Origin of the sequence: Brevibacillus nitrificans, from assembly GCF_003710965.1 — a bacterium.
GTDB classification, from domain to species: Bacteria; Bacillota; Bacilli; order Brevibacillales; family Brevibacillaceae; genus Brevibacillus; species Brevibacillus centrosporus.
Genome location: NZ_RHHU01000017.1, coordinates 179,955 through 203,119, shown reverse-complemented (window position 1 = coordinate 203,119; position 23,165 = coordinate 179,955). Strand labels below are relative to the sequence as shown.

Genomic DNA, 23,165 nt, shown 5'->3' with positions numbered 1-23,165 from the left:
AAGGATATACTCATTATCCATAGCACACGGCTGTACGGTCAAGACAATTGTCTGACAAGGCTGAAAACCGTCCGGCGGGTCTGCAAACTGCCATCCCTGATGTTTCCCACGAAAAAAGGAAAACAGGGCACCTCTGCATTTCCCACTGACCAGAGGATGCCCCTATGTCCCGTAACTTTTTTCTTACAGGTTGCCCCGGAGCTCTTGCTCACGCTCCAGTGCTTCGAACAGCGCTTTGAAGTTGCCGTTCCCAAAACCGCGTGCCCCTTTTCGCTGAATGATTTCGATAAACAGCGTCGGACGGTCAACGATGGGCTTGCTGAACAGCTGCAGCAGGTATCCTTCGTCATCCCGATCCACCAATACCCCCAGCTTTCGCAGCGACTCCAGATCCTCGTCGATTTCTCCCACGCGCTCCTTCAGATCCTCATAGTACGTATCAGGGACGGAAAGGAAATCGACGCCATTGGCCTGCAGCTTGCTAACCGTGCTGATAATGTCATTCGTCAAGATCGCGATGTGCTGGACACCGGGTCCTTTGTAAAACTCGAGGAACTCTTGAATCTGCGATTTGCGACGGCCTTCCGCTGGCTCGTTGATCGGAAATTTGATTCGTCCGGTACCGCTCTGCATCACTTTGGACATTAGCGCAGAATACTCGGTGGATATGTCGTCTTCACTGAAATTTTGCACAGCCGTGAAGCCCATGACTTTCTGATAATAGGAAACCCATTCGTCCATGACTTCTACATTTCCGACGACGTGGTCGATGCCAATCAGTCCTGAGCCTTCTCCTTTTACTGGCGCTTGGAACGCTTTGTAGCCTGGCAAAAATGGGCCCTTGTAATTTTTCCGCTCGATGAAGGTATGAATATTTTCGCCATACGTCCCGATGATCGCTTTCTTCACCGTTCCATGTTCGTCCGTATATTCGGTAGGCTCCATGATGGCGATCGCTCCACGGGAAACCGCCTCACGATACGCCTGCTCACAGTCTTCTACCCGAAGAGCCACGTCCTTGACTCCATCGCCGTGCTTTTTCACAAATGCGGCGATAGGGTGATCGGGTGTGAGCGCCCCGGAAATGACAAAGGTCATGTGGTTTTGCTTGAGTACATACGAAACCTTTTCCCTAGAGCCTGTCTCCAGCCCTGCGTACGCCACCGTTTCAAAGCCAAACGATTTCGTGAAATAATGCATCGCCTGTTTTGCATTTCCTACATAAAACTCCAGATAGTCCCAGTCTTGAATAGGAAAAAAATCAGTGTTCGCCATCGCTACCCCTCCACTAATTTCATTCATTCGTTATGGTTTTTGGATAATTGGGATTATTTAGTCGTTATCTCGAGCGTACATGGGAAGCGCTTGCTTATGCAAGAACGCGAAATAACGCGAAAACGCTCAACCGCTTTTATTGATTAAAGTACGCGATTCGTCGTTTTCTTGATACACCTGGAAGCCAAAAACGAATCACACCCAAATTATCATCTCCCCGTTTAAAGCCCTTACATTGTTCCTCGATTTGCATACCTTGATCTTGGGGTTTTTCCTCAATCTCATTTAGGGGTGATATCAATGAGTTTCTTCGACGACAACTTTGCATTGGTATTGGTTCTTTTCGTATTATTAACAATTGTTGCTTGTAGCTGCGACGGCTGCTAATTTCCTTCCAAAGCTTATCCTTTTTCTCTTGAATCACCCTGTGAAACTGCATGATTCGAAGCGAGGCTGCCACAGATTTCTGGCAGCCTTTGCTGGTTTTCGCCGATTTCTTCGGTCGTAAAAAAGATACGCAACCACCCGTTTGCTTGATACAATAGGGGCAAAAGTAGGTAAAGTAGCAAGCAGAAAGGGGCAGACAAATATATGAGCGAATGGAGCACCCTAGCAGCCGAAAAGTGGGACCAATTTGCAGCAGACTGGCATGCAAACAGCGACAACATGTGGGAAAACGGCAGTCGCCGTACGATCCTGCCTTTCTTGCAAAAATACGTATCGATCAGTGATGGCCCTATCCTCGATGCAGGCTGTGCAGACGGCTATGCGAGCTGCAAGCTGGCATCGATTGGTTACAAAGTAGAGGGTATCGACATTGCCGGGGAAATGATTCGTCTCGCCAATGACCGGGCAAAAAGAGAAGGCTTGTCGATCCCTTTTCAGACAGGTGACATCAGCGAGCTTCCTTTTGCAGACAATACCTTCGCTGGCGCCTTGTCGATCAACGTCGTGGAATTTACTCCTTCCCCTTTGAAAGCACTCCTCGAGCTGCGACGTGTTTTAAAGCCTGGCGGCACCCTCGTACTCGGGATCTTGGGTCCAACTGCTGGCCCGCGCGCCCATAGCTATCGCCGTTTGTATGAAGAAGCCACCATTCAAAATACGATGATGCCCTGGGAGGCCAAGAAGCTGGCTTCTGAAAATGGTTTTGTCCGAAAAGACGAAGAGCCTGTCTATAAAGAAGGAATTACCCCTGATATTGCGGGACGCTTAAGCGTTGAGCTGCGTGAAGCCGTCAGTTTTCTGACCCTGTTTGCTCTCGAAAACACCCTCGACTAAATCCTTTTCCCCTAAGAAAACCTCTATTGAGTCCTGTTCAAAGAGGAACGACCTCGTTTTAGCAGAAAATTTTACCGAAGGAATGCCAGAAGCGGACGCTGAGGCACTTCGTCATTCGCTCCGGAATTCATAAACATAAAAGGCAGCCTTTCCGTCTAACGCTGACGGCGAGGCTGCCTTTCTATCACTTCGTGGAGACATAGGCCACATTATTTTGCTTCATCCAAGCCAGTTTGCTTTCGATCAGCTTCGCAAGCGTCGCATCCTCCATGCCATGCAGCTGGCTGTAAAGCTGCTGCGTTTCCAAAAGATCGTTGTACGTCAGATACGGGTAGTCGACGCGGCCAAAGGAACCGTTCGGATAATAAGCGTAATGGAGATCGCCATTTTGGACGATCCATTTGGACCCGAGATTGACCACGCCGCCAAGCATGATATCCGCCAAATCTTTGTCCGTTGGATTGCCAAACTGCAAATAGCTTCTGTACAAGAAGTTGATCTCTGCCAGCTGATGGTTGAGAGAAACGTGTGTATCAGATGGTTTCCCTACTAATGCGTAGTCGGCTACCAGCCAGCCTGGACGATCGCCTTCGATCACATAATGGTTCCCTACCGCATGCTGTTGGAAAAAGAGCGCGTATCTTTGGGTAGATTCACAAAATTCCGCCTCTTGATATTGGATGCATCCCTGGAGCATTAAGCCTGCCGCTCCCGTATTAAAGCGAGTATCGTAGAAGCCTTCCGTTATGCCGTAATCCTCCCGCAGCCACTCCGAGCGAGGAAGGGACTTCCAGTAGCCTAGCTGATCCTGCTGTTTGAGGCTTGCTTTTAGCATCACGTATCCCATCTCTCGTGCTGCCTTGCTTCCGCCCGTGTACATGAAGGAGTGCAGGACATAGTTTTCCGGTATACGCCAGTAGGAAGTATCCGTATACGGCACATAAGTCGAAGGACTCTTGTAATAGTACCCGTCATACAGCCATTTGGCATTATCCGTCACATCCAGGCTGAGCCAGATGCTGTCCAGCTTTTCTTGGCCCCATACAACGAGCGGCTCGGGAGATTCCAATGCCCACATTTCGCTCACGTGACCGGCTCGTATCGGCAAGCTGGCCTCTAGTACATAGCCCCCTGCGGATTTCCGTACGGTAACGGGAAGTGCCATATCCTTTTTTTCGTTGATTGTCCCGTTGCCCATGGGCGCATACACGATCGGCGCTCCCAGCCAGATCGACTTGCCCTCTGTTTCGATGAAACCTGAGGCGAGCGGGAGTGTATGAAGGTCACGCAGCGGTACGATTGCCCAGTAGGGCTGCTTGTTCTCCGCGATCGCACGGTAACGAAACGTCGCCTGATCACCGCGAACCGGGATCTTCACGACATACGGCTGCTGATTTTGCTGAGCGGTCAGCTGGTGAATCCAGTACACGCCGCCATCGCCAAATTTGATTTCCTGCTTTTTATGTGTTCCACCTTTGATCGCTTCGCTCGTTTCCTTTTCTACCGGCTTTGTCCAAGGACGAGGTCCATCGTCGGCACTGGTCTCGCCTGGAGCGAACATGAATGACGTTAGGAGCGTAGCTATTACGAGAAGCATGCTTACGCGCTTGATCATGATATCCCCCTATCCATCCATTAATCGAAAAGTCGGATACAATTAGAAAACGTGGCTCCAAGCTTTGTGGCGGAGCCTTAGTGGCACTTATACTGGCTAAGAATCTTATAAATTCTTACTGTACCAAAAAACGTCCCTCTCCTGTATGACACCAGGGAGGGACGTTTCGTTACATGAAACAAGCTTTTTTATTTGGATTGGAACGCTTCTTCGGCCAAGTCAGCCAGCTTTTGCGTATTGTCGCTGACCTCTATCATCGTCGCGGAAATCTGCTCTGTAGCCGTTGCCTGACTTTCCATCGTCTGATTGATCAGCTCGATGGATGTCTGCAGATGCACGATCAGCTCTCGAATGGAATCGGTCGTATGTTTGATTTTCTCTGCATTTTCGCGGGAGTTGCTCGCCATGTTGCGCACTTCGTTGGCCACGACGGCAAATCCACGCCCCGCTTCCCCTACCCGCGCTGCTTCGATGCTCGCATTAAGCCCCAGAATGTTGCTTTGGTCCGCAATCTTTTTCACAGCCAGCGCGATTTGCTCGATCTCCCCGGTACTGTCGCTGACGTCTTTGGCCTGAACGGAGATGGCGCGCATCTGCTCGTTTAATTTGCCGATTTCGGACGCCATGCTATTTGTCGTCGCACTTACCTGTTCTACGACACTGGAGAGATTAGCCGTAATCTCGTACAGAACATTTGCCCGCTCCATGCTGGAACCGATGCCGACGCCCCCGACTACACGCCCTTGCTTGTCATGAAGTGGAACAGCACGGGCAATCAGGGGAAACCCGAACAGCTCCTTGGGCACGATCATCGATTGATGCGTATTCGTACGGATGGCAGTCGTAATGATATCTCCCTCTTGCAAAGGATCGCCAGGTGACACCTGCAGAGCAAATGTCTTCCCCGGAATATTCATCAGCAGCTTCTCTGTATCATAGACACCCACCGTAACATCATCGGAAATCAAGTCGTTCAGATACGGAGCCACTTTCATAAAAGCCTCTAGCAATTCTGCCGTTTCTGCGGATTCGGACGGTTCTGTCGGTTGAGTGCTGTCCGCCGCTTCCCACGTTTGTTCCTGATCTGTTTGTTCCCATTCTTCCACTGTCTTCATCGCTGACCACCTAACTCTACATGATTAATAAGGAAATTGACGAGGCTTATGCTGAACGGAGATCCACTTGAGCGTCGAAAACTCTTCCAGGCTCCACTGCCCATTCAAACGTCCCAGACCGGAATGCTTTTCTCCGCCAAACGCGACAATCGGCTCGTCGTTAATCGTACCGTCGTTGATATGGATCATCCCGGTCTCGATTCGCTTCGCCATCTGTGCTCCACGCTCCAGATCGCGCGTATGAATCGCTCCTGAGAGTCCAAATGGCGTTTCGTTTGCCATCTGAACCGCTTCCTCTTCGGACGCAAATTTGAAAATGCATACCGCAGGTCCAAACAGCTCCTTGGAGGCGATGGCCATATCGGTTGTGACATCCGTCAAAATGGTGGGAGCTACGACGTTTCCTGTTACCTCGCCCTTCAAGATCGGAGTCGCTCCCTCCCTGATCGCCTCCTCAATGGTGCTCATCAGGCTCTTCACCTGACGATCATTGATCAAGGGACCGATGACGGTGTCCGGATCGTACGGGTCTCCCACTTTCAGCGAGGACACTTTCTTCACGTATTGATCGAGGAACGGATCGTATACGTCTTGATGGACGAGCACACGGTTGGCTGACATGCAAATTTGGCCTTGGTGAGTAAAACGGCTGAACACCGCTGCGTTGACAGCGTACTCGATATCCGCATCCTCCAGTACGATAAGCGCACTGTTTCCGCCCAGCTCCAGAATCGCCTTTTTGAAATGCTTGGCAGCGACCTGTGCGATATGGCTGCCTACCTGGCTGGAGCCTGTGAAAGAGAGAATGCGCGGAATCGGATGCTCCACAAATCCATCTCCGATTTCCGAGATGTCCGTTACGATTACGTTGATCAAGCCTTTGGGAAGGCCAGCCTCTTCAAAGATTTTTCCGATGAGCGTACCACCCATGATCGGCGTATGCTCATGCGGCTTCAGCACAACGCCGTTTCCTGCCCCCAGAGCCGGAGCTACAGATTTCATGGACAGATAGAACGGGAAGTTGAAGGGGCTGATGACCCCTACTACTCCTGCTGGAATGCGATACAGCCTGTTTTCTTTTCCGTCGACAGGAGATGGGAGAATTTTGCCTTCCATGCGCACGGGGAATGTCGCCGCTTCCCGGATAATGTCCTTCACCAGACCGATTTCAAAAAACGCTTTGAGGCGTGTCCCACCGAGCTCTTTGATAATGATGTCGATGATTTCTTCTTCGTGAGCATCGATGTAGTCCACCGCACGCTCCAAAATCCGCGACTTGACATAGGGATTCACTTCATCCCATTCCTTTTTTGCACGAGCAGCGGCTTGATAGGCCTCGTCGATATCCTGCAAGCTAGCCATTTGGAATTCGGTAATGACTTCACCGTTGTACGGATTGAGATCCGGCAGCTTCCGTGAAGCGAGTCCGTCCCTCCATTCCCCATTGATGAATTGCTTGTTCAAAGCTTGTAGAATCGACATATCCCTTCTCCTCTCCCTTGTCCAAAAAAATAACGGCCCCCATCGCCAGAAGGGAGCCGTTAGACAGCATGAAAAAACCTGCTAGTTGGCAACCCGGCTGCCATAGAGAAGATCCGTAGGCCCGTGGCTTTGCGTCCCCACCTTTCAATGGGTTTGCCCATTCATAGCGAATGTTTTGTCGAATTGTCAAGTTACAGGAATTTTTTGGTTAGTCCACTTTCGATTATAGACTTCTCGATTGAATAGTCAAATAAAAAATAGGTAAGGCAGTCATACTTTAAAAAGCTATTCGGAGAGTACGCGCTTTCCATCCTCTATACTCTCTTGCAGCAGCTGCGCCACTTCCTCCGATCTGCTCACGTGCAAAGCCAGATCCTGATTTAAATCACCCAGCAGCAGAACGGCTTCCCCTACCTGCTTGGCTACTTCATCCGCAAACTGCTTTTGATGCTCGATGATTTGCATGACACCGGAAACTTCTACGCTTACCTCGTGGAAAGCCAGTACAATTCCCTCCATCTTGCCGGAGGCATCTCGGCTGATCGACAGGCCGTTTTTGATCGCTGAACTGTTCTTTTCGCTGTTCGCCAGCGCTTCTTTTGTCTCTTCCTGAATTTTTCCGATCAGCTCTGCGATTGTCTTGGTCGAATTCGCTGTCATTTCTGCCAGCTTGCGCACTTCATCTGCTACCACGGCAAAGCCTCTGCCCTGCTCACCAGCACGTGCAGCCTCGATCGCTGCATTCAGTGCCAGCAAATTGGTTTGGTTGGCGATGTCGCTGATCACCTTGACAATGCTGGTGATCTCCGAGGAACGATCCTCGAGCCGGCTCATGGAGCGCGCCGTATTGACTGACTCTGCATCCAAGAGACTCATCACTTCGACTACTTCCGTCATCGCGGATTTTCCCGCTTCTGCACGCTGCATAGATTGCTGGCTGATGGTAGTCAGGCGTTCCCCCCGAACATGCAGCTGGCTCGCTGATTCGTCATCACTTTCGTTAATCGACTTGATGGTTTCGATGACGCCTTTCATTTGGGCAACCAGTTGTATGAGTTTCCCATGCTGGGCATTTACTTCCCCATTTTGCGAAAGAGCTTCTCCCATCTGTTCATAAAGGGCTTGCAGCTCATTCTTCCACACATCTTGACTTTGTGTTTCCTCTGTTGCAATCGCTACTGCTGTCTGTGCTTCTGCCTGACCTTTTTCTTTCTTCCAGAACATGTTTCTACTCTCTCCTTTGCCATCAAACCATTAGTCTTCACGACGAGCAAATTGACGGGATTCGATAATCCCTGGATGCTGCTTTGCCAATGTCAGCAGGTTTTCCAGAAAATAATAATGGCCCTCCAACAATTCCACGTCCTTGCGCTCGAATTGCTTGACCTGCAAATACTGCTGCATTTCCAGAGCATAGCGTTCCAGCTTGTTGTGGAAGTCGTTGGCACGTAGCATTTGTTCGATTTCGGGGTACTCCGTCTTCAATCGATTGATTTCACTGTACACCCTGCTGCCTTCTAAAATCATCTGATAGGCGACGCGCTCCATCGAAGCACCCGTAGCCGCTTCCTGTTCCGCACGCTCCTCGCGCAATGCGGACAAGTACGTGATAAAATGGTAGACAGTCAAGAACAATGGGCCTAAAAATAAGATGATCCCTGCTTTGTAGACATGCTGATTGGACAAGTTGCTGATGAGCAGGAACAAGTGAAACAGAATCGCTCCCAGCCATACGTAGATAATGACCTGGTGATTGATCTTCCCAACCCTTTGCCCGCGAGAAAATACAAACGTAAGCCCTAGCAGATAAAAGGCAAGCAAGGTAAAGCTGGCGGAAAACAGCGCCATCTCCATCTCCTGCAGCCAATCTGCGTCGGCGGGAATCTCGATCAAAAATTCAAAAGCAAGCACCAGCAGTGAGAAAAGCAACCCCATGATCCAAAACCGGCTGACTTCCGAGTCGTTCCTCCGCCGGGAGCGGTAGCGTTCCGCACGGGATCCTTTCATATGCTCTCACCTCATTTTCTAAGATTCGCCATGATTCTATCTTTTCCTCTACCCATCGGCCAAATTCTGACAACGGAGGCTTCTATGACACAATCTTTACCTATTGCTTTTACAGAACGGATGCGGGCCCTGCTGCAGGACGAGTACGACGCATTCGCCGCTTCATACGAACAACCCGTCTTTCACGGTTTGCGCGTGAACCCTCTGAAAATCGAGCGCGAACGCTTTCTCGCCCTCACCCCCTTTCCTGTGGAGCCGGTTGCGTGGTGTGCCAACGGCTTTCGCTATCAAGAAGGGATGAGACCGGGCAAGCATCCGTATCATTCCGCCGGCTTGTACTATTTGCAGGAACCCAGCGCCATGTCGGCTGCAGAATGTCTGGAGGCACAGCCTGGCGAAACCATCCTGGATTTGTGCGCAGCACCCGGCGGAAAGTCCACGCAGCTCGCTGCTGCTCTGCAAGGCGAAGGTCTTCTAATCGCCAATGAAATACATCCGGTGCGCGCACGTATCCTCTCGGAAAATCTGGAGCGCTGCGGCGTGCCAAACGCAGTCGTCACCAACGAAACTCCAGAGCGGCTCATGGAACGCTTCCCTCAATTTTTCGACCGGATTCTCGTAGATGCGCCTTGCTCAGGAGAAGGCATGTTTCGCAAGCTCCCGGAAGCGATCGACGAATGGTCCCCGAATAAAGTGCTCGAATGCCACCGGATGCAAATCGATATTCTCGATGCAGCTGCGGCTATGCTTAAGCCAGGGGGGACGCTCGTGTACTCGACTTGTACGTTCGCCCCTCTGGAAAACGAGCAATCGATGACGATCTTCCTCGAGCGCCACCCGGAGTTCTCGATCATCCCGCTACCGCATCCCGAGCATTTTTCCACTGGGCACCCCGAGTGGGCAACGCCAGTCTATGATGAGCTGGCGCAAACAGCAAGGCTTTGGCCGCATTTGCTCAGCGGCGAGGGACACTACCTCGCCAAGCTGCACAAAAGCGCTGATGCCGATCAGCCGGTAGAGGTCCAGAAAAAGCGGAAAGAAAAACGAGCCAAATCAGCTCCAGCCGGACGCAAGGAAGCCATCGCTGCTTGGCGCGCCTTTGCGGCAGAGGTGCTTCCCCACCTATCGCGTCATTTGGAAGATGATCGCGCCTTCCTGCTGTTTGGTGAGCAACTTTTCTACTCACCAGCACCCGAGCTGGATTGGGACGGCATCAAAGTATTGCGTGTCGGCCTGCACCTGGGAACGGTGAAAAAGAACCGACTCGAACCTAGCCATGCGCTGGCACTTGCCCTCTCTGCGCAGGAGGTAGCACGCTCTGCTGATTTCTCCGCGGAGGATCCCGATCTGCTTCGCTATTTGAAGGGAGAAGCGCTCAGCCGGGAAGGCAGCAACGGCTGGACACTGATTACCGTAGACGGATTTTCACTGGGATGGGGAAAACAGGCGGACGGTCAGCTGAAAAACCATTATCCTAAAGGTTTGCGTTGGCTCTAGCTCTTCCTATTATCCCAAAATGCAGAAACGCCAAATAAGCCCACTGCCTGAAAAGCACGCTTGCTTTTGCGGTGGGCTTGTTTTTCTATCGATTTATCTTCCCCGACGGGTATGGCTGTCCACGACGGTAAGAGAGCCATCCCTGATATAGCGCAAGATTTTTGATACCGAGATGCCGGTTGCATTGGCAATCTGCATGGCATTCGAATTCGGGAAGCTCCTGACGTAATTTCGAATCAGTCGATATTCATCCATATCGTTTTGCCCACATACCTTGCAGGTGTATTCCCCAGGGCTCATCTCGCTGCCACATTTCAAGCAAAAATCCTTCATCGCGTGCCTCTCCTCACACCCCGTACTTTGTTGCGGTCTGCACAAAGGGTCCTATCTACCTATATTCTACCCCATTGCGTTAGGTGGAAAACACTATTTCAAAAGGACCAACGATTTTGAAAGAAAAGAACAATAGCAAACCCGATGAGAAAAATACCGACTGCGATATTCACTCGTTTCCGCCATATAGGGCGAAGCATTTTAGCCGCATAGGTACCGAGCCTGGCGATCCCTGTAAGAAACAGCAGCGTAGAGAGGACACACCCCACTGCGAAGCCAATCAGCTGGCCACCAGCCGACGTTGTTTGAGAGGAAATCAGCGAACCAAATACGCCCGCCCAAAAAAGAATAGTCAGCGGATTTGTCAGCGTCAAGCCAACTCCGTAGAGAAAGCTTCTCCCCTTGCCGATTTCCCTTTCTGTTCGCTCCGCCGCAGGCATGGACAACAGGGTATTGTCAGCGGTACCCGAAGCGGCTGCCTGCACGACACCTGTATCCGGGACTTTTGCCCGAATACTTCCCATCCCAAACCAAATCAGGATGACTGCACCGCCAATTACAACAAGCTGCTTGACCATGTTTATCTGCAAAATCAACGCTAGCCCGCCAATCGCTCCTGCCATGTATGCAGCATCGACCAGTGCTACCCCGACAATCATCCACCACGCTTGCCGAAAGCCGAGGGAGATGGATCGTTGCAAAACAGCCAGACAAACCGGCCCCACCGACAGCTGCAGCAGCATGCCGAAAAGCAAGCCGTTCCATACAGCCGTCATCTCACATCTCCTCCTTCATGGAAGAGAGCACAATCATCGTGTTCGTCTTGACGACACCCGGCACCTGCTTAATCGTCTCCGAGATGAGGCGCTCCAACTCTTTCGTTCCTGACAGCGCTACCTTGAGCATATAATCGTAGGCACCCGCCATATGGTGGCATTCCAATACACTGTCCGCCTGTAAAATGACCTTGCGAAATTCCTCCACATGCTCGGGCTTTTCCAGCTGTACCATGATGAAGGCAAGGAGCTGCTGGCCGATCTGCTCGCGATTGAGCTTTACCGTAAATAGATCAATGACGGCTGACTCCTCTAGCTTGCGGATGCGCTCCGATACGGCGGGTACGGACAAATGCACCTGTCTGCTGATCTCGGAGCTCGTCATCCTGCCGTTGATTTTAAGCAGCTGCAAAATTTCCTGATCCATTTGATCCATCCGTACCGCCTCCTTTTTTCCGATTATACCAAGACTTTCAATTATTAGGTGCATGCACGAAAAGAACGATAATTTTTCAGGATTTCGCTCCTTTTCCCTTCATTATTTTCGTATTTTTCCCCATCTGGGCCCCTTCTCCTTAAAAAGTAAGGTCGCAACCAGCATGGCTATCCCTATTAGAAAACTTGGCTCCGCCAAGCTTTTAGGCGGAGCCTTCGTTGCACAAAAAAACTGCCCGGACTTTACCAGTTCCGGACAGCTTGTCATCATTCTTTTACCCTCTTGAATTGCCTTTTCCTGCGGGTGGACGGAACGGCCTTCCTCCCTGGCTCTTGCCTCCAGGTCTGCTAGCTCCACCCTTCGCTGGCTTTCCAGCACCAGCTGGTTTAGCAGTCTTGCCTGCTTTTCGCGCGGCGATTGCTTCCGCACGTTTCCGATTTTGCTCGTACTTCGTTTGGAGTTCGTCCAGCTCACGCGCCAGCTTTTTCTTGTAGCCAGGCTTGACCTTCGTCTTCTTCTTGATCGCCTCGCGAATCGGTGCAAACTCTTTGTCTTTTTCCTTCTTCAGTTCCTTCTGCTGCTGCTCGCGCAATTCAATGAAGTGTGCTTCCCGCTCTTCAGCGCGTTGGCGACGACCTTCATCCAGATGGCGGCCTGCTTGCAAAATTCTTTCCTCGATGGTAGCTTTGGTCGTTTTCGCAAAGCGCCCCATCAGGTTTTTCTGACGCGGAGAGATGAGCGAGATCGCTTTTCCTTTTTGTCCTGCACGACCCGTACGGCCGACGCGGTGAATGTAGCTCTCTACGTCATTTGGCAGGTCGTAGTTGATGACGTGCGTAACGCCTTCCACGTCCAAGCCGCGTGCCGCAATATCGGTCGCGATCAAGTATTGGAAGCGGATATCACGGAACTGCTTCATCAGCTGCTCCCGTTTGTTTTGCGACAAATCACCGTACAGCGCTTGTGCAGACAGTCCGTTTTCCTGCAGGCGTGCCGTCAGCTGCTGTACCCGCACCTGGGTGTTGGCGAAAATGATAGTCAGGAAAGGCTGTTCCTGCTCGAGCAGATCGACGAGCGCATCTGTCTTGTCGCTTTGGTTGACGACGTAGTAAAATTGCTCGATGCGTTCTACCGTTTTTTGCTTTCCTTCGATCTTGATGTGCGGCGGCTGCTTCATAAAGCGGTGCGCCAGCTTTTTCACCGTGTCCGGCATCGTCGCAGAGAACAGCAGCACCTGGCGCTGGTTTGGCGTATGAACGACGACTTGCTCGACATCCTCCAAAAAGCCCATTTCCATCATCTTGTCGGCTTCGTCCAATACGAGCGTGGAGATGCGGCCAAAGTGCAGCGATCCGCGTTTCATATGATCCAATACACGTCCTGGCGTACCTACGACGATATGAACGGTATCCTTGAGTTTGTTGAGCTGTTTGTCGATATCCGTACCACCGTGGAGCGACAAAACATTGACATTCAGATGCTTGCCCAGCTTTTCGACTTCCTTGGCGATCTGGATGGACAGCTCGCGAGTTGGCGTCAGGATCAACGCTTGGATATCCCGTTTCCCTTCCTCCAAGCCGTTGAGAATGGGCAGCATGAACGCCGCTGTTTTCCCCGTTCCCGTCTGCGCTTGTCCGATCACATCCTTGCCCTCCAGAATCAGCGGAATCGCTTCTTCCTGAATGGCTGTTGGTTCTTTATAGTACAGGTCTTGAATCCCTTGCATCAGCTCCGGTCGAAAGCCAAAAGACGCAAACGATTTTGCCATCATTTCCACTTCCTTTCACAAGCGACCCGATTCGCCACACCAAAGACTGCATGGACAGTGGGGTGCAATAAAACCGGCTAGCTTCACTCATATTCCTAGAGGCGTTTGTTCCACAACGCCTGAATTCCTATCCTACCTATACTAAATGAGTCGAACTGAAATTACAACCTTGGGGACCTTGTGCTTCAGCTTCGGAGGAGGAAAAAGGGGAAGACGCTCCGTTAGTAGGGCCACTTACGCAGGGGGCATCCCTGCACGGCTACACTCCAAAAACGGAACGGCGTCCAAAAGTGGTCGTTTCAGGAAGCTTGTTCCGTTTTTTCCATTACGCCTCGGCTGTGTCCCTAATGCCTTCGCTTTTTTCCCCTTTTTCCTGGACAGCTGTTGTGGGCATCCTAGCTTTGAAAGAGTCGTTCAAAGTCGATCAAAATCAACACCGCAATCCTTTTTCTCTCAGCTTGCCCTTCCGCAATGTACTCATTCAGACAGCAAAAAAGCGGGCGTACCCGCTCCGGTACAAACCCGCTTGCTTTCCATTTTACTTCGCCAGTTCATAGATGGCTTGGGCGTAGATAGCTGTCGCTTTCACCAAGTCGTCGATCAAAATGTGCTCATCCCGCTGGTGGGCACTGTCTGGGCGGCCAGGGAACAAGGGGCCAAAAGCGACCCCTACATCCAGGGAACGGCCGTAGGTGGCTCCGCCGATGGCGATGATTCCCGCCTCCTCGCCGGTTTGCTCCGTATAGACACGCTGCAGTGTCGTGACCAGCGGATGGTTGGGATCTACGCGGTGTGGAGTCAAATGCTCCACCACTTCCAGCTCAAAAGATTCCTCTGCCCCATGCTTCGCCAATACAGCCGACCATTGATCAAAAGAGATCGAATGCGGGTAGCGGATATTCAAACGGAAAATCGCGTCTCCCTGTGCCTCGTATTCCAGCACGCCTGTATTTAGGCTCAACGGCCCCATCTCTTCGTCGTTGTGCGCAATCCCCAGCGATTCGCCATGATGCTGTTTATGCAAGTAACGATCTGCAAAGCGCACGTAGCCCGCCGCACGCGCATCCAGCGTAAGACCGTTCAAAAAGTGCGCCAGCTCGGTACCTGCGTTCACGCCTTTTCCCGGATCCATGCCGTGTACAGACACGCCTTCCATGCGCAGCACGACGGTGCCATCCTTTTCTTCTGCGGCGCCCTTCAAATCGTTAGCTTCCAGATGCTGACGGTACTTCCCGATGATCGCTTGGGCGTCCAGTGCTTTTGGCGACAGGACTGCTTCAGCTTTATCCGGCACCATGTTCATCCGCAGACCAGATTGCAGCGAGACGAGCTTTGCCTGTACATCGGCAGCGTCTTTCTCCGCTTTTGCTTCGAAAGCTTCCTTCGTCTGACGCAGAGTCAGGTCCGTAAGACCCTTCTCGGCATAAATCAGAGGAAAATCTGCATCCGGCGTGAAGCCCATTGCCGGCATTTCTTCGGTTTCAAAGTATGTATTCACACATTTCCAGCTGGATTCTTCATCGGTTCCAAAAATAAAGCGCACTCGCTTGGACAATGGCAGCCCCAGCTCCATCACGATCTTGGCAGCAAAAATGGCAGCCATCGTCGGGCCTTTGTCATCGATCGCCCCGCGCGCCACAATCTTGCCGTCCACGATCTCGGCTGCATACGGTGGCGTGCTCCAGCCATCGCCCTCTGGAACGACGTCTACGTGGCTAAGAATCCCGATCAGCTCTTCTCCCTGTCCGAACTCAGCATGTGCCGCGTATCCACGCACATCCTTGGTCGTCATGCCAGCCTCGGAACACACTTCGAGGGCAAAATCCAGCGCCTTGCGAATCCCCTCTCCAAATGGTGCTCCTTCTTTTGCGGTTGCCGGATCGAGTACACTTTTGATTTGCAAGAAGGACTGCGTGGTCGCAATCAGTGCTTCTTGGCGTTTGCGTGTTTCTTCCAGCCAATTAATGGTTGTCATCGTTTTGCTCTTCTCCTTCGTTTGCGCTCATGTTTTCCAAACCAGCATCGATGTCCAGATCCAGCTCAACCAGCGAAAGCAAGGAATCCATCGGCACTTCCTTTTTCGTGAATTCTGCCTGCGCCTCTTTGATTTCATCCCGGATGTTGTTCATTTCGCTGTCCAGCTTGTACGATGCCTTCGCTGCTTCGAACAAACGCTGACGTATATTGGACGGAATGATCCCTTCGTATTTGTAATTCAGGGAATGCTCAATCGTCGCCCAAAAGTTCATCCCCAGCGTACGAATCTGGATTTCTACGGGAATCGTTACTTGTCCGCCCGCCATCATGATCGGATATTCGACGGCCAAATGGTAGCCTCGATACCCGCTCTCTTTCGGTGTCGATACATAATCCTTTTCCAGATAGACACGCATATCGCCACGCTTGCGGATCATCTCCACGACAGCGGGAATGTCTTCGATAAACTGGCAGATGACACGCACTCCCGCGATGTCCCGAATCTCCCAGCAGATGTTTTCATCAATCGGAAATTGAAGGCGGTTGGCCTTATTGTAAATGCTTGGAATCGATTTGACCCTGCCCATGGCAAACTCAATAGGAGAATGCTCTTTGCGCTTGCGCAGCTCATTTCGGATGTTTTTAATTTTAACTTTAATTTCTTCCACAGCTTGCTCGAACGGCAGCAGATATAGTTCCCAATCTAGTTTGTGCACGCTTACGTCCCTCCGGCCAAAAACTCTCCATCGTACTTATCATTCAACATTCTATGAGAGTTATCCTCCCAAAATGGAAAAAGAGACAAGGAGAGACCAGCTTTTCTGCCAGTCTCCGCTCGTCTCAATTTTCAGTTAATACAAACCGTGCGAGTGACCCACGCAAGTCTTCCGCGAGCTTTGCCAGCTGATCCGCCGATTGAACAATCAGTTCCATAGCAGCGCTCTCTTCTTCGACGGCGGCCGAGATGCTCTGCACTCCTGCTGCTGCCTGGGAGGAGGCATCGGACACTTCCTCGGCAACCGCTACAACCTGTCGTGCATCGGGCGCCATCCGATTGAATGCTTCCCTGACGCTTTCCATCTCCTGGGTGACCCGCAGGATGTTTTGCTCGATCAGCTGGAACATTTCACCGGATTGCCGTGCGGTCACCAGTCCATGTGCGGTTGTTTCCGAGCCTTCCGCCATACGGGCAACCGCGGCTGCCGTATCCTTTTGCACATCGCCGATCATTTGCGCAATTTGCAGAGCAGCTTCATTGGTCCCCTCCGAGAGCTTGCGAACCTCACCTGCGACGACAGCAAAGCCTTTTCCCTGCTCGCCCGCGCGTGCTGCCTCGATCGCGGCATTGAGCGCCAGCAAATTCGTCTGACGGGCAATTTCAGAAATAACGGAGCTAATCCGCGAAATATCCTGCGATTTTTTCTCCAGAGCGTAAATGACTTCTCTCGCAGAAACGACAGAGCGATTGATTTCCTCCATACTGTCTACGACTGCCGTCACGGCTTTTCTGCCTGCTTCGGTGTGCCGCTTCATCTCTTGGGAAGACACCGAAACCTGCTCCACATTTTCCGTCACTCCAGCCACATCATTGGTCAAGTCTACCGCGAGCTTCAAGGTATGTCCCATCTTGTCCATCTGATAATCAGCGGAAGCAGCCACCGCATCTACGACCTGCACGATTTGGCCACTGGAAGCCGCGATCTCGCTCGTATTGCTATGAATCTCTTTGACTGCCTCGGAAACGGAGGAAGATGCGTCTCTTACCTGCTGCAGGATGCCGAGCAATTGACCGCGCATGGAATCAAGCGACTGCGCCAGCTCTCCCAGCTCGTCTTTGCGCCTTAGGAGCCACGCAGGGATTTGGCTAGAAAAATCGCCCTGACCAATTTGCGAAGCCACCTTGAGCATTCCGCGAAACGAGCGGCGAAGCCAGTTCGCTGTATACAACGAAATCCCCACAATGACCAACAGAACAACACCGTTGAAAACGATCATCGCATTCATGATTCGGTTGGCCCCGCTCAAGATTTCCGTCATATCCATCTCAGCCAGAATCGCCCACGTTCTTTTGCCTACTTTTACTTGATCGTAGGAGACGAGCACCTCTTGCCCCCGGTAATCAAGTCCGACAGTCGTTCCTTGAAACTGCTGTGTCAGAAGAACCTGATCGACAATCGGCGTGTTTACCTGCTGCTTGAGCCGCGTCTCTTCTGCTTCCCCCAGCTGGGAGCGCATCAATTTGTCTGCTCCAACCAGATAGACCTTTCCCGTTTCTCCGAGCCCCTCCCGTCGATTGAGCTGACGCGACACATAGTCGAGAGAGACTTCCACTGCCAGCTCTCCAATGATAAAGCCATTTTCAAATATCGGTGTTGCCATAAATACGCCGGGATTGCTGCCAGACGGCTCGTAGTAGCTCAGATCGGACATTTCCGTCGTCTGCCCTTTCAGTGCCAGCTGAACGGTCTGCCCCAATACGGAATCCGCGTACTGCCCCATCAAGAGGCTGGTCCCCAAGTCCTTTTGCGGTTTGGTTTCGTAGACGATCTCACCCTTGTCATTGACCAGGTAAGCGTTAGCAAAGCCGTAACGTGCCACTTCCATTTTCAATTCCTTGGTCCGGGTAAACTCGACCTCCTGATACGCCGGAGATTCTCTACCTTGCTCCCACACCCCACGAAACTCGGATAATGCTGAAATGATCGTGCTCGATGCTGCTAACGTATCCAGATTGCGGGAACGTTCGCGAAAGTAATTTTCGACCTGTTCCTTGTTGCTGTTCCGCAAAGCCTCCAAGGTAGCCTTACTGCTGCTCAGCAGCTCCTGTTTGGATTCGCTGTAAGCAAACACGCCCGCTGCCGTCAATGGCACGATTCCCGCCAACAGCAGCACAATCAACACTCGCGCTCCTAGCTTCATGGCAAGCCCCCCAAATCTCATTCTGTCTCTGGTAGAAAATTCATTATATTTCTATTATTCATATGAATATAGTACCAGAAAAGAAAAAAGGAAGGCTATACCAAAGTATCATTACGTTTCAAAAATCATCGCAATTTCGTCACACATAGGCAATTTGGAGCAGTTGATACAGTCTTTCCATGTTTTTTGTGGCAACGTCTCTTTTGCGACGACCCAGAAACCGCATTTATCAAAGAACTCTTTTTGGTAGGTCAAAGCCAGCACACGCTTGATTCCGAGATTGCGGCATTCATTGACCAGATGGAGCACCAGATGTTTGCCTACGCCCATGCCTTTTGCCTTTTCCGAAATGGCCAGCGAACGAATTTCCGCCAAATCCTCCCAGAGAATATGCAGGCCAGCCACACCTACGACGGTATCTCCGTCATGCGCGACGATAAAGGACTGCAAATGCTCCAGAAAAGATAGCTTTGTCCTCGGCAGCATCAAACCTTGTTGTGCATATTCATTAACGATTTCCAACATGGCATCGACGTCTTTCGTAGTGGCCTGACGCACGGTCAGCGCTTTTGCTACACTCATTTTACACTCCTCCACCCCATGCTCTTTCGGCTTGGTACGATATAATAATTATTCATTATGATATATAAATATACAATCGACTTTATCAGAAGTCTATCCCTTTTTTCGATGCCTTTCCACCTGTTTGAAAGGATAAAATTCTTGTGCAGGTAATGATTGTGCTATAATCAAGCTTATCAGATGAGGAGGTGTCGCCTTTTTGACGACTCGACGTGAACGAAAAAAGCGGGAAACCCGCGAGAAAATCTTCAACGCTGCGATCAAGCTGTTCAAGACGCACGGCTTTGAAGGCACCACCATCGACATGATTTCCGAAGAGGCGGATGTCGCTCGTGGAACGATCTTTCTGCACTTCACCTCCAAAGAGGCCATCCTCGCCAACTGGGGCTACGAACGGCTGCAGCAAATCGAGGAGCGTCGTGAGGAATGGGACTACGATGACAACTGCAAGGCGAAAGTGCTGAGGATTTACAAGATCATGAACGAAGTGACGATCACCAACTTTGATTTTATAAAGGTCGTTGTGGAATCCTCCATGAAGCATCGCAAAGTGCTTGAGAATGAAAAAAACGTGTACTTCGAGCTGCGCCAGCTGTTTGCAGACCTGATCGAGGAAGCACAAGAAAAAAAGCAGCTCAAAAGCAAATTCAATCCGCTCGTGGCTGCCAATATGCTGGAAAACATCTATTACAATGCGCTTTATGACTGGGTACGCAGTGAAGGTGCCTGGGCCTTGGAAGAAATCATGGAAGAAAAGGTATCCATCGTATTTGATGGGCTGATCGAGGAATCCTCCTAACGATTCGCCCATCTTTTTTGTTTCAAAAACGCCTATTCAAAATGTGCCCACTTGTACTGCACATTCCCCAGTCCGGAGATGACGACATCCTTCAAGTTCGGATTTTTCGCATAGACCGTGGATTTGAAGTAGAACGGAATGACCGGCATCTCATCGACCAAGATCTTTTCCGCGTCCTGCAGGATCGCCTTGCGCTTCTGGGCGTCCTTTTCCTTTGAAGAGGCAGCCAAAAGGTCAGCGTACTCTTTCTTCTCCCAATTGGTATGGTTGTTTCCCTCTTTGGTCCGGAAAATCTCGAGGAAATTGATCGGGTCATTGAAGTCACCCGTCCACCCCATCCGTGCGACCTGATACTTGCCATTCTTCACATTTTCGTAGTACACATTCCACTCCTGATTTTCCAGCTTCACGTGTACGCCGAGATTCTTTTGCCACATGTCCTGCACAGCCTGCGCGATTTTCGCCTGCGCTTCCTCTGTATTGTAGGAAAGGATGATCGGCGGCAGCTTATCTACGCTTGCGTAGCCCTCCTCCTTCATTCCTTCCGCTAGAAGCTGTTTTGCCACTTCCACATCATTGTCGGTAAACAGTCCTTTTTCGTTCTCCACAAACATCGTAGGAGGTACGATCGCTGTAGCTACCAGCTCGCCTCCCTGCGTCACGTTGTCGATCAAATCTTTACGGTTGATCGCATACGCGAAGGCCTGCCGAATCTTTTTATTGTTGAACGGCTTTTGCAGCGTATTGAATTCGTACCAGTAGGTCCCTGCTTTTGGTGCGATCTCCAGCAGGCCCTTTTCTTTGAGCGACTCCATCGCGTCGAGAGGCAGGTTGCCTGTCGGTGCTCCCGCCCAATCCAGGTCGCCGTTTTCCAGCATCGACAGCTCTGTATTGGCGTCGTTGATCATGTTCATCTCGATTTTCGCCAGCTTTACAGACTGTGCATCCCAGTAGTTCTCATTCTTTTCCAGCACGAGCTTGGTCTTGTGCTCCCAAGCTGTCAGCTTGAATGGACCGTTGGAGATGTAATCTGGCCCTGCTTCCTTCGCCCAGTCCGGATGCTCCTTCACGACTTTGGCATTCAAAGGGAAGTAGGTGTAGAAGGCCGTCAGCTCGAGAAAGAAGGGTGTCGGGTTTTCCAGCTGGACGACCAGCGTTTTGTCGTCCTGTGCCTTTACGCCGATCTCTTCGGGCTTCGCTTTGCCATTGAACGCTGCTTCTGCATTTTTTACATAGAACAGCTGATACGCGTACTCGGAACCATTTTTCGCATCCAGCGCCCATTTCCAGGCGTATTCAAAATCCTGCGCTGTTACGGGATCGCCATTGGACCATTTGGCATTGTCCCGAAGCTTGAAGGTATAGGTCAACAGATCGTCGGAAGCTTGAATGGTCTCGGCGATGGCCGGCTGCGGCACGCCGTCTTTATCGATGCGGGTCAGCCCCTCAAACGTTTGGAAAATGACGTTCGACGACCACACATCTGTGATCAGTCCAGGGTGCAGAGACAGCGGCTCCGTAAAGTTGTTCAGGCGCAGCACCTGCTCTGCTTGCTCCGGCTGCGGTGCAGAGGGAGCCGGTTGGGCTGCCGGTGCAGGCTGGGTCGATTCACTCGGTTTCGCAGCCTCCTGGTTTTGGGCACATGCTGCCAGCGAAACGGACAAGCCTGCTGCCAAGACGGTCTTCCACGCACGATTCCACCACTTCTTTTGCTTATGTATCATTCTTATTCCCCTTTCGAAGGGAGCTCTTGCTGCTGGTTCTGTCGCTGCCATTCTTTCAGCTCAGCCTTGATTTGATAGAGCTCTGCTCGCGTTTCCAGCTTGAATGCCTTCATCTCACTCTTGATGCAAGCCAGTTCGTGAAAGAGCTTTTCCCACATTTCCTGATCCTTTTCCATGTTCGCCTCCTTTCGGCGTCAAGGCTCTGCAGGTAAATGGATAATGACCTGCGTTCCCTTGCCCCTTTCACTTTCAAACGAAATCCTGCCATTCAGTGCTTCAATAATTCGGCAAGTCACCATCAGTCCCAGTCCGGTCCCTTTCTCTTTCGTCGAGTAAAAGGGCAGTCCGATCTGCTCGATCTGCTCGGGAAGCATCCCCTCGCCTTGATCATGGACCCTCACTACTGCCAAATTCCCATCCATCCCGACTGACACGTACAGACTGCCCCCTCGCGGCATGGCTTCAACGCCGTTTTTCATGACGTTCATCAGCGCCTGCTTGAGCTTGCTGGAATTGCTGAAAACATGGGCTTGTCCTTTGGATTGCATCACTACCTCTACCCCGCTCATCAGGGCGTAGGAAGACATCAATGCCGTCACCTCTACGACGATTTGCGACAGCTCGATCCGCTCCATGACATCTGCCTGAGGCTTGGCCAGATTCAAATAATCCGAGATGATGAATTCCGCTCGATCCAGCTCGTTTAGAACCAGCTTGATGTACTCTCTGTTTTTCGGATTGGTCTCCTCGCGCAGCAGCTGGATAAAGCCACGGACTACCGTGAGCGGATTGCGCACCTCATGCGCCACACTCGCGGCCAGCTCGCTGATGAGATTCAGCTTTTCCGATCGTTCGATCTGGAGCCGAATCATATATGACTCCCGGATAAACTCCACCAAGTAGACGGTCCCCATGAGCGTTAAGATGTAGAGGAAGGAAACCGTCACAATCGGCATCAAGTGGATGTAAATCGTCTCGAGCGACAACCCCTGCATCAAAAACAGGATCGTTGTCATGTTGACTGCTACAAACTCTTTGATGAAGCCCATCACGAAGGTCAATAGCAGCTTCTTCGGAAAAGAAAAGCCGTACCAGCGCTTTATCAAAAGAAAGGGGAGGATCCCGTACAAGCAAAAGGAGATCGCGGCTACTAGAAAGCCGTCTCCCCCCAGATAGAGGCGGTACCCGAGCATCACAGCTGCCGCGAAAATACCAGGGATCGGTCCCCCGTAAAGAATCGTGATGATGAGGGGGATGGAACGCAGGTCAAACCGCATTCCGCTATCCATATGAATAGGAAAACTCATGCAAAAAATAACGCTCAATGAACTCAGGAGCATGACCAGTGATGACTTGATGCCGACTTTATTTGCTTTCTTCTGATCCAACCAGACATTTTTGTACAACAAGACAGGGACGATAATAAATAACAGTTGAAGCAAAATGTCTTTGATGATGAGCATGTCAGTTCCTCGGTTTTAGGATAGAATATTTGGACTTTTCTTACAGAATACCATTTCCTTTAATCTGAATGGAAGGCGCTTTTTCAACATCTGCCAGTACCGATGTTTTCCTTGCG

The 23,165-nt window shown here is 51.1% G+C and carries 21 protein-coding genes and 1 riboswitch; of the genes, 4 read left to right on the top strand and 17 right to left on the bottom strand.

The window, feature by feature from the left end; genetic code table 11:
- Positions 1–183 precede the first annotated feature (183 nt).
- A complete protein-coding gene (gene hppD, locus EDM59_RS24185; RefSeq protein ID WP_092268486.1) occupies positions 184–1,275 on the bottom strand; it encodes a 4-hydroxyphenylpyruvate dioxygenase in 1,092 nt (363 codons plus the stop codon).
- A 300-nt stretch (positions 1,276–1,575) separates the two neighbouring features.
- Between hppD and yjcZ the strand changes: the two genes are divergently transcribed.
- Both yjcZ and EDM59_RS24175 read left to right on the top strand, forming a co-directional pair.
- Positions 1,576–1,662, top strand: coding sequence for a sporulation protein YjcZ (yjcZ, locus tag EDM59_RS24180; protein ID WP_092268485.1), 87 nt, complete (start codon positions 1,576–1,578; stop codon positions 1,660–1,662).
- A gap of 204 nt (positions 1,663–1,866) precedes the next feature.
- Positions 1,867–2,556: a class I SAM-dependent methyltransferase gene (locus tag EDM59_RS24175; RefSeq protein WP_122925952.1), complete on the top strand. Its 690-nt coding sequence runs from the start codon at positions 1,867–1,869 to the stop codon at positions 2,554–2,556.
- A gap of 184 nt (positions 2,557–2,740) precedes the next feature.
- Here EDM59_RS24175 and EDM59_RS24170 read toward each other — a convergent pair whose 3' ends face one another.
- From EDM59_RS24170 to EDM59_RS24150, 5 genes are all read right to left on the bottom strand, one after another.
- Positions 2,741–4,171: a hypothetical protein gene (locus tag EDM59_RS24170; protein WP_122925951.1), complete on the bottom strand. Its 1,431-nt coding sequence runs from the start codon at positions 4,169–4,171 to the stop codon at positions 2,741–2,743.
- A gap of 188 nt (positions 4,172–4,359) precedes the next feature.
- Entirely contained in the window at positions 4,360–5,166 is an 807-nt protein-coding gene (locus EDM59_RS24165) for a methyl-accepting chemotaxis protein (RefSeq protein WP_246011240.1), read from the bottom strand.
- 144 nt (positions 5,167–5,310) lie between these two features.
- Positions 5,311–6,768: a benzaldehyde dehydrogenase gene (gene yfmT / locus EDM59_RS24160; RefSeq protein WP_122925949.1), complete on the bottom strand. Its 1,458-nt coding sequence runs from the start codon at positions 6,766–6,768 to the stop codon at positions 5,311–5,313.
- A gap of 84 nt (positions 6,769–6,852) precedes the next feature.
- Positions 6,853–6,936, bottom strand: a riboswitch (cyclic di-GMP riboswitch).
- A 117-nt stretch (positions 6,937–7,053) separates the two neighbouring features.
- Complete coding sequence (locus tag EDM59_RS24155; protein WP_122925948.1) at positions 7,054–7,992, bottom strand: methyl-accepting chemotaxis protein; 939 nt, start codon at positions 7,990–7,992, stop codon at positions 7,054–7,056.
- Between the two features lie 30 nt (positions 7,993–8,022).
- Positions 8,023–8,775, bottom strand: a complete 753-nt coding sequence (locus tag EDM59_RS24150; RefSeq protein WP_122925947.1) for a hypothetical protein — start codon at positions 8,773–8,775, stop codon at positions 8,023–8,025.
- 84 nt (positions 8,776–8,859) lie between these two features.
- Between EDM59_RS24150 and EDM59_RS24145 the strand changes: the two genes are divergently transcribed.
- Positions 8,860–10,272 carry an RsmF rRNA methyltransferase first C-terminal domain-containing protein gene (locus EDM59_RS24145; RefSeq protein ID WP_122925946.1) on the top strand — a complete coding sequence of 471 codons (1,413 nt, stop codon included), beginning with the start codon at positions 8,860–8,862 and terminating at the stop codon, positions 10,270–10,272.
- Positions 10,273–10,365: 93 nt separating this feature from the next.
- Here EDM59_RS24145 and EDM59_RS24140 read toward each other — a convergent pair whose 3' ends face one another.
- The 8 genes from EDM59_RS24140 to EDM59_RS24105 form a co-directional block, all read right to left on the bottom strand.
- On the bottom strand, positions 10,366–10,605 hold the full coding sequence (locus EDM59_RS24140; protein ID WP_122925945.1) for a hypothetical protein: 240 nt from the start codon (positions 10,603–10,605) through the stop codon (positions 10,366–10,368).
- A 98-nt stretch (positions 10,606–10,703) separates the two neighbouring features.
- Entirely contained in the window at positions 10,704–11,381 is a 678-nt protein-coding gene (locus EDM59_RS24135; protein WP_122925944.1) for a LysE family translocator, read from the bottom strand.
- Between the two features lies 1 nt (position 11,382).
- The gene (locus EDM59_RS24130; RefSeq protein WP_122925943.1) at positions 11,383–11,817 is read right to left on the bottom strand and encodes an Lrp/AsnC family transcriptional regulator; all 435 of its coding nucleotides are present in this window, start codon (positions 11,815–11,817) and stop codon (positions 11,383–11,385) included.
- A gap of 274 nt (positions 11,818–12,091) precedes the next feature.
- Positions 12,092–13,585 carry a DEAD/DEAH box helicase gene (locus EDM59_RS24125; RefSeq protein WP_122925942.1) on the bottom strand — a complete coding sequence of 498 codons (1,494 nt, stop codon included), beginning with the start codon at positions 13,583–13,585 and terminating at the stop codon, positions 12,092–12,094.
- A gap of 538 nt (positions 13,586–14,123) precedes the next feature.
- On the bottom strand, positions 14,124–15,560 hold the full coding sequence (pepV, locus tag EDM59_RS24120) for a dipeptidase PepV (protein ID WP_122925941.1): 1,437 nt from the start codon (positions 15,558–15,560) through the stop codon (positions 14,124–14,126).
- The gene (locus EDM59_RS24115) at positions 15,547–16,278 is read right to left on the bottom strand and encodes a GTP pyrophosphokinase (protein WP_092268472.1); all 732 of its coding nucleotides are present in this window, start codon (positions 16,276–16,278) and stop codon (positions 15,547–15,549) included. Before EDM59_RS24115 ends, pepV begins: the two co-directional genes overlap by 14 nt.
- Before the next feature lie 124 nt (positions 16,279–16,402).
- Positions 16,403–18,481 carry a methyl-accepting chemotaxis protein gene (locus EDM59_RS24110; protein ID WP_122925940.1) on the bottom strand — a complete coding sequence of 693 codons (2,079 nt, stop codon included), beginning with the start codon at positions 18,479–18,481 and terminating at the stop codon, positions 16,403–16,405.
- A gap of 111 nt (positions 18,482–18,592) precedes the next feature.
- Positions 18,593–19,063, bottom strand: a complete 471-nt coding sequence (locus EDM59_RS24105) for an N-acetyltransferase (RefSeq protein WP_122925939.1) — start codon at positions 19,061–19,063, stop codon at positions 18,593–18,595.
- A 199-nt stretch (positions 19,064–19,262) separates the two neighbouring features.
- Between EDM59_RS24105 and EDM59_RS24100 the strand changes: the two genes are divergently transcribed.
- Positions 19,263–19,862, top strand: coding sequence for a TetR/AcrR family transcriptional regulator (locus EDM59_RS24100; RefSeq protein ID WP_122925938.1), 600 nt, complete (start codon positions 19,263–19,265; stop codon positions 19,860–19,862).
- A 32-nt stretch (positions 19,863–19,894) separates the two neighbouring features.
- Here EDM59_RS24100 and EDM59_RS24095 read toward each other — a convergent pair whose 3' ends face one another.
- The 3 genes from EDM59_RS24095 to EDM59_RS24090 are packed head-to-tail and all read right to left on the bottom strand — an operon-like array spanning position 19,895 to position 23,049.
- Positions 19,895–21,586 (bottom strand): peptide ABC transporter substrate-binding protein, encoded by a 1,692-nt coding sequence (locus EDM59_RS24095; protein ID WP_183193027.1) that lies wholly within the window; start codon positions 21,584–21,586, stop codon positions 19,895–19,897.
- Positions 21,587–21,588: 2 nt separating this feature from the next.
- Positions 21,589–21,762, bottom strand: coding sequence for a hypothetical protein (locus EDM59_RS31200; protein ID WP_170184387.1), 174 nt, complete (start codon positions 21,760–21,762; stop codon positions 21,589–21,591).
- Between the two features lie 18 nt (positions 21,763–21,780).
- A complete protein-coding gene (locus EDM59_RS24090) occupies positions 21,781–23,049 on the bottom strand; it encodes an ATP-binding protein (RefSeq protein WP_246011218.1) in 1,269 nt (422 codons plus the stop codon).
- Between the last annotated feature and the right edge of the window lie 116 nt (positions 23,050–23,165).